This window comes from Variovorax sp. WDL1 (assembly GCF_001541225.1).
Lineage (GTDB): Bacteria > Pseudomonadota > Gammaproteobacteria > Burkholderiales > Burkholderiaceae_C > Variovorax.
In genome coordinates this window covers 36,693-43,136 of record NZ_LMTS01000077.1, presented here as the reverse complement: position 1 = coordinate 43,136, position 6,444 = coordinate 36,693, and the positions used below count along the sequence as shown (strand labels likewise).

At 69.5% G+C, this 6,444-nt stretch carries 6 protein-coding genes; 4 read left to right on the top strand and 2 right to left on the bottom strand.

Features of this window, described 5'->3' with window-relative positions; all coding sequences use genetic code 11:
* Positions 1 to 504, top strand: a 504-nt coding sequence (locus APY03_RS43605; RefSeq protein WP_232324230.1) for an HlyD family secretion protein, incomplete at its 5' end; no start/stop codon positions are given.
* Positions 505 to 558: 54 nt separating this feature from the next.
* On the opposite strand, the gene APY03_RS11210 is transcribed toward APY03_RS43605, so the two are convergent.
* Together APY03_RS11210 and APY03_RS11205 are read right to left on the bottom strand one after the other, a co-directional pair.
* The gene (locus APY03_RS11210; protein ID WP_068676806.1) at positions 559 to 888 is read right to left on the bottom strand and encodes a hypothetical protein; all 330 of its coding nucleotides are present in this window, start codon (positions 886 to 888) and stop codon (positions 559 to 561) included.
* Positions 889 to 909: 21 nt separating this feature from the next.
* A complete protein-coding gene (locus tag APY03_RS11205) occupies positions 910 to 1,242 on the bottom strand; it encodes a hypothetical protein (RefSeq protein WP_068676801.1) in 333 nt (110 codons plus the stop codon).
* Positions 1,243 to 1,566: 324 nt separating this feature from the next.
* Between APY03_RS11205 and APY03_RS11200 the strand changes: the two genes are divergently transcribed.
* From APY03_RS11200 to APY03_RS11190, 3 genes are read left to right on the top strand one after another with little or no spacing between them, the layout of a single operon-like run.
* Positions 1,567 to 2,283 (top strand): response regulator transcription factor, encoded by a 717-nt coding sequence (locus APY03_RS11200; protein ID WP_068676800.1) that lies wholly within the window; start codon positions 1,567 to 1,569, stop codon positions 2,281 to 2,283.
* Positions 2,273 to 4,003: a FecR domain-containing protein gene (locus tag APY03_RS11195; protein ID WP_162487184.1), complete on the top strand. Its 1,731-nt coding sequence runs from the start codon at positions 2,273 to 2,275 to the stop codon at positions 4,001 to 4,003. The genes APY03_RS11200 and APY03_RS11195 overlap by 11 nt, the downstream gene beginning before the upstream one ends.
* Before the next feature lie 39 nt (positions 4,004 to 4,042).
* Positions 4,043 to 6,367 (top strand): CHASE2 domain-containing protein, encoded by a 2,325-nt coding sequence (locus APY03_RS11190; RefSeq protein WP_068676799.1) that lies wholly within the window; start codon positions 4,043 to 4,045, stop codon positions 6,365 to 6,367.
* Positions 6,368 to 6,444: the final 77 nt, after the last annotated feature.

Genomic DNA, 6,444 nt, shown 5'->3' with positions numbered 1-6,444 from the left:
GAGCTGCTGCGGCTGCGGCTGGTCGCCTCGCAGGCTGGTGAAGTGCGCGACGTCGATCCGCTGGTGGGGCAGGGCACCTGGGTCGCGCCGTCGCAGCTCATCGCGATGGTGGTCGACGGGCGGCGCTGGCGCGTCGAGGCGCTGGTGCCCGAGCATGACCGGCAGCGCCTGTCGCGGGGCAGTACGGCGACGGTCATCGTCAAGGGGCGCACGCGCAAGCTGCAAGGGCAGGTGCGCGCCATCGACAGCAGCCCGGTCAAGCGCCTGCCGCACCTGCTGCTGGCGCAGGACCACGGCGGCCCGATCGCGCTCAACCCGACGCGCCCGAAGAACGAGCTGCGGCCGGCGCAAGCGTGGTTCCGCGTGCTGGTGGAGGGCGAATCGGAAACCCCGCTGCTTGCCGTGCGCGAGGTGAGAGTGCACTTCGAGGGCACGCGCGAGAGCATCGCGCGCAACTGGATCGACAACGCCGTGTCGGTCGTGATTCAGCAGTCGGGCTTCTGACTCATGTGCAGGCGCGAAGATGCAAAGACAAAGACGCGCGACCCCGGCCGGCAGTCACGACTTGTTCGCGCGCGGGTCGCGCAGGCACGGCCACGACTTCCTGAAGCGCTGGACCATCCGGGTCTTGCAGGCGCTGTCGCGCTCGGTCTCGAGCACGGCGATGACCATCCATTGAGCCGGATCCAGGTGAAGGTCTTCGGCCAGCGCGCCCGCGATCACGGGCGAGAGACGACCCCTGCTCCGCGCGGTCCGCAATGCTTCTTCCGACAGTCCCAGGCGAAGCGCCCAGGCACGCAGGTTGCCCTGCTCGAGCGCCTTGTCGAGCAGGTCCATGGTCGTGGGCGCCGGGCAGGCGGAGGGGGGCTGGTTGAAGATGCTGGTCATGGTCGAACGGGCGTGTGGTGCCTACAGGCAGGGGCCCGCCGAGCAGGCCAGTGTTCTTCCACGGGAAGGACGCGCGAAGCGCTCGAGCATGGCCCGGCCCAGCCGGGTGATCTCGTCCACCGTTGCCGGCAGCTGCCGCTGGCTTCGATGCAGGCCGCCGGGCGGATGCGCGGCTTCCGGGATGGCGGCCTTGATAGAGCCGGCCAGTTTCAAGATCCTCAAGGTCTCGATCTCGCCATGGTCGACGACGCGGATGGGCAGCCTCGTGTTCGCGAGGCGTTGCAGCAGTTCGAGCGGTTGGGGAAAGGCGCCTTGGTGCGCTTCGTTCCTCGGTGCGATGTGGGACGTGTGCATGCGTTCGGAAAAAGTGTAGGTTCAACAGGGCAGGCGTCTGGCCTTGCCGCACGCACCCGGGCCGGGTGTGTCTGGAGCGTGAATGTAGGGAAGCCCTGCACGCCAGACAATCGAATTGACAATGCCTAAGAATTGGCTGCGAACAGCGATGGGCGGCGTCATCCAGGACTGGCAACGGGCAGGTGTGCAGTCCTACACGAGCGGGCTGGAATTGACATTGTTTGACAATCCGCCGCGCCTTCCGCCTCACCTTGACCAGTACACTTTCTCGCTCATCGAAGCCCCGCTGCCTTGCGGGCGCTCAACAATAAGGTAGTACAAGAAATGCGAGTTGCCGCACTGGACGACGACGTCGATCAGCTCGACCTCGTCAGGTGCACTTTGCAAGCCATCGGGCACGACTGCCACGTCTTCTCTGAAGGTGCCGCCCTGCGGCGGGAGCTGCAGCGCGAGACCTTCGATCTGCTGGTCCTGGACTGGCACCTGCCCGACATCACCGGCCCGGAGATCGTGCGATGGGTCCGCGCCAATGTGCAGGCCCGCATTCCGATCCTCTTCGTCACCAACCGCCATGAAGAGCGCGATGTGGTCGAAGGCCTGACCGCAGGGGCGGACGATTTCATGGTCAAGCCGGTGCGCGTCGGCGAACTGGCGGCGCGCGTGCGAGCGCTGCTGCGGCGGGCCTACATGGACCCGCCGCCCGAAGAGCAGGTGTGGGGACGCTATCGCTTCGTGCTGGCGAGCCGGCAGCTGGAGATCGACGGCAAGCCGGTGGCGCTGACGCAGAAGGAATTCGACCTGGCCTTGTTCCTGTTCCGCAACGCGGGGCGTCTGATCTCGCGCAAGCATTTGCTGGAGACGATCTGGGGCGTCGCCAATCCACCCGGGACCGAGCTGATGTCGCGCTCGCTCGACACGCACATCTCCCGCGTGCGAACGGTGCTCGGGCTGCGTCCCGAGAGCGGCTATCGCCTGGCTTCCATCTACGGACAGGGCTACCGCTTCGAAGTGCTCGGCAACGATGAGAACCATGTCGCGTGAGGGGGCGGCGCGGGCCGCACGCCGTCACGCGAGCCGCATCGGGCAGTGCCTCGCCAGCCTGCAGCTGGCGTTGCACGCGGCGCTGGCCTTCTCGCCGCCGGCCGCCGCCGCCGAGCCGGACCTCGTGCATGCCGTGCAGGCCGGCGAGACGCTCTACGGGCTGGCCGAGCAATACACGGGCCGGTCTGATCGCTGGCACCAGCTGCAGGAGCACAACGGGATCGCCGACCCGCATCGCATCGAGCCGGGCACACGCGTGCGCATCCCGGCTGCGCTGCTGGCCTTTGCGCCGAGCTTCGCGACGGTGGAGTACGTTACGGGAGAAGTTCGCCAGTTCGCCGCCCAGGATGCGCAGGCGCAGCCCGTGCAGGCGGGCGCGCGCCTGCCGGAGGGCACCCGCATCGAAGTCGGAACCGATGGCTATCTGCGCCTCGCGCTGAGCGACGGCTCGGTGGTGCGCGTACCTGCGAACTCGACGGTGCGGCTCGCCGGCGTGCGCCGCCAGGAGGCGCTGCAGGCCAACGAAACGCTGATCCAGCTCGATGCGGGCCGTGTGGATGTCTCGGCGCAGCCGCTGCGCGGCGGATCGGGCCGCTTCGAGATCCGCACGCCGCTGGCCGTGGCGAGCGTGCGCGGTACGGAGTTCGGCGTTGCCATCCAGCCCGATGCCGGCGTCACCGGCGAGGTCATGCACGGCGCTGTCGATCTGAAGGGCCGCGCGCGCAGTCCGGGCCCGCACGGCCTGCGCGAGCAGCGCCTGCAGGCAGGAGAGGGCGCTCGCGTGAGCCAGGCCGGCACCGTGGGGCCCGTGCGCCGGCTGCCCGCGGCGCCCGACCTCGCGGCGCTGCCGGCCACCATCACCGATGCCGACTTCGTTCGCCTGGCGCTGCCTGCCGTGCCGGGCGTGGTGGCCTACCGCGTTCGCATCGCCAAGGACCCGGCGATGGAGCAGGTCGTGCGCAACGGCGTGATCGAAACCGGCGAACTGCGCTTCGCCGGTCTGGACGATGGCGACTACACCGTGGGTGCGCGCGGCGTGGACTCGGAAGGCCTCTCGAGCCTCGAGAGCACGCGCGCGATCCGCGTCAAGGCGCGGCCGGTCGCGCCGCTGTCGCAAGGGCCCGCGCCCGGCGAAAGAATCGTCGGCAGCCCGGTCGAGTTCAGCTGCGCGCAGCCGGCCGGCATCCGTCGCTTCAGGCTGCAGATCGCGAGCGACGAGTCCTTCAAGGACTTGCGAATCGACGATGCGGAGGTCCAGGAGTGCCGGCGCTCCGCCCAGTTGCCTCCCGGCCGCTACTACTGGCGCGTGGCCTCCGTCGGCCTGACGCCGGATGGAAGGACCGACCAGGGGCCGTTCAGCGCCGGCCGGCGCTTCGATGTGGTGGAGCCGCCGCCGGTGCCGCCGCCGCCCAGGTTCGGCGACGCCGACGGGGCGCTGCAGCTCTACTGGTCCGCGCTGCCCGGCTACCGCTACCGCGTGGAGGTGGCGCGCGACAGCGCCTTCGCGGACGTCGTCCAGGCAGAGACGCACTCCGAGGCATTCCTGCACCTGAAGGCGCTGCCGCCCGGCACCTACTACGTGCGGATGCAGGCCATCACGCCACAGGGGGATGCGGGCGTCTTCTCGGTGCCGCAGGCGGTGCGGATCGGTCCGGTCGTGCGCGATGCGAGCGGCAGTGCCGTTCATGACGGCGACGGCCGCCCCATCGGCCGCCAGTAGCGCTTCACCGCACCTTCTGCGAAGACGCATTCGCCGCGCATGCCTGGCCCTCGCACCACCGCCTCATCTTCTCGCGTGCCGCGGCGCTGGCTCGAATGGCTGGGCTTGGCGGTCCTCGTCGCGAGCCTGGTCCTCGTGGTGGACCGATCCGGCTGGCTGCAGGGCGCCAACCGCTGGCTGCAGGACGCGCTGATGTTCTTGCAGGCCCGCCCCGCCGATCGCAGCGAGGTGGTGATCGTCGCAATCGACGACAAGAGCATCGCGGCCCTGGGCCGTTGGCCTTGGCGGCGCTCCTTCCATGCCCAGCTGATCGATCGCATCGACAAGGACGGGCCGCGCGCCATCGGCATGGACCTGCTCCTGATCGAGCCCGATCAGCGCTTCCCGGCCGATGAAGCGGCGCTCGCCGCCTCGCTGGGCCGCAGCGGCAAGGTTGTGCTTCCGCTGATGATGCAGAGCTACAACGCCGAGCCTGTCGTGGTGGAGCCGCTGCCCGCGCTGCGCCGCCGCGCGGCAGCGCTCGGGCATGTGCACCTGGACATCGACAACGATGGCGTCGCCCGCAGCGTCTACCTGCGCGAGGGGTTCGCCGGCCGCCAGTGGGACCACTTCAGCGTCGCAATGCGCAAGATCGGCGAAGGCCCGGTCGATGCAGCGCCTCGCAAGCGCGATGCGGAAACCGGCGATGCGGATGGCGTGCCCGCCTGGCAGCGTTCGCGCCGGTTGTCCATCTCCTTCGCGGGGCCGCCCGGCCATTTCCGGCAGGTGTCCTATGTCGAGGTGCTGGACGGCACGGTGGCGCCGGACACCTTCAAGGGCAAGTACGTGCTGATCGGCGCCACAGCGGCCGGGCTGGGTGATCTGTACGCCACGCCGGTCTCGAACCGCTCGAGGCTGATGTCCGGCGTCGAGCTGTCGGCGAACGTGCTCGACAGCCTCGAGAGCGGGCGCAGCATGGCGCCGCTGCCTGCGCGGTTGAACGCGGCACTCAATCTCCTTCCGGCGCTGCTCGCGTTGGCGGGCATGGCCTTCGTCGGGCCGCTTGCGGCACTGCTGCTCACGCTGACGCTGGTGCTGCTGCCGGTGGCGGCCGCTGCGGGAGCGGCGCGCTTCGGCCTGCAGCTCGCGCCGGCCGCGGGCATGCTCGGCGTGGCTGTCGCCTACGGGCTCTGGAGCTGGCGAAAGCTCGATGCCGCCACCCGCTACCTGATGGACGAATTCAGGCGCCTGCACGCGGACGGCCGCATGGCGGGCCTGTCCGGCGCCGAGCTCGGCAGCGGCGATTTCGTCGGCCGTCGCATCGATGCGTTGGGACAGGTGGCGCAGCAACTGAGAAACCTGCACCGCTTCGTCCGCGACAGCCTGGAGGGCCTCCCGGACGCGACGCTGGTGTGCGACAAGGCGGGAACCGTCCTGCTGGCCAACGCGGCAGCGGCGCGGCACTTCGGTGTCGACGCCGGCGGCAAGCTGCAAGGCGCGCGTGCGCCTGCCCTGATGGAGGACGTGCTGTCGCGCGCGGATCATCAGCCGGTGGTCACCGCCGAGCGATTTGCGGCCGGCGCCGAGGCGCATTCCGCCGCGGCGCGCGACGGTGCCGAGCGCGAGCTGCTGGTGCAGCAGGCACCCTCGTTCAGCGGCGAGGGAGAGCACCTGGGCTGGATCGTCTCGCTCGTGGACGTGACGCCGATGCGGCAGGCCCAGCGCCAGCGCGACGATGCGATGCGCTTCCTTAGCCATGACATGCGCGCGCCGCTGGCGTCGATCCTCGCGCTGCTGAACCTGCAGCGGGAGAATCCATTCGCGCTGGCGCCGGAGCAGGTCCAGGAGCGCGTCGAACGCCATGCCAGGAAGGCGCTCGGGCTCGCGGACGATTTCACGCAATTGGTGCGGGCCCAGTCGCACAACTACCGCTTCGAGTCCTGCAACCTGGTGGATGTGCTACTCGAATGTGTGGACGATGCATGGGAAGCGACCCGGCGCCATGGGATCGAGATCGTCATGTCGCCTGCTCCGGATGTGGCGCACAGCCGCATCGACAGGGACCTGGTGGCCAGGGCGATCACCAATCTCCTGGGCAATGCGCTCAAGTTCTCGCCCGCGGGTTCGTCGGTCCGCTGCGCCATCGAGCCGCTGCCGCTCGAATGGGCGGTGCTCGTACAAGACGAAGGACCGGGCATCGACGAGCAGCTTCGGGCCCACCTCTTCGAGCCCTTTGCAAGGGGCCGCGCTGGGTTCCACGTCGAGGGAGCGGGCCTCGGGCTGGCAGTCGTCAAGACGGTGGCCCAGCGGCATGGAGGCAAGGTGGTGCTGGAGAGCGCGCCGGGGCAGGGCAGCGCGTTCAGGTTGATCCTGCCGCGGGCCTGAAGCGGGGACGAAGCATGGTTAACATGAACTCCGCACTTCGGAGACCCGCACATGGCATGGCCGACGCTCTCCCGCGA

Bases quoted from the DNA above. Each gene is read 5' to 3' on its own strand.
- APY03_RS11210 (WP_068676806.1), bottom strand. From the start codon at position 888: ATGACCAGCATCTTCAACCAGCCCCCCTCCGCCTGCCCGGCGCCCACG.
- APY03_RS11205 (WP_068676801.1), bottom strand. From the start codon at position 1,242: ATGCACACGTCCCACATCGCACCGAGGAACGAAGCGCACCAAGGCGCC.
- APY03_RS11200 (WP_068676800.1), top strand. From the start codon at position 1,567: ATGCGAGTTGCCGCACTGGACGACGACGTCGATCAGCTCGACCTCGTC.
- APY03_RS11195 (WP_162487184.1), top strand. From the start codon at position 2,273: ATGTCGCGTGAGGGGGCGGCGCGGGCCGCACGCCGTCACGCGAGCCGC.
- APY03_RS11190 (WP_068676799.1), top strand. From the start codon at position 4,043: ATGCCTGGCCCTCGCACCACCGCCTCATCTTCTCGCGTGCCGCGGCGC.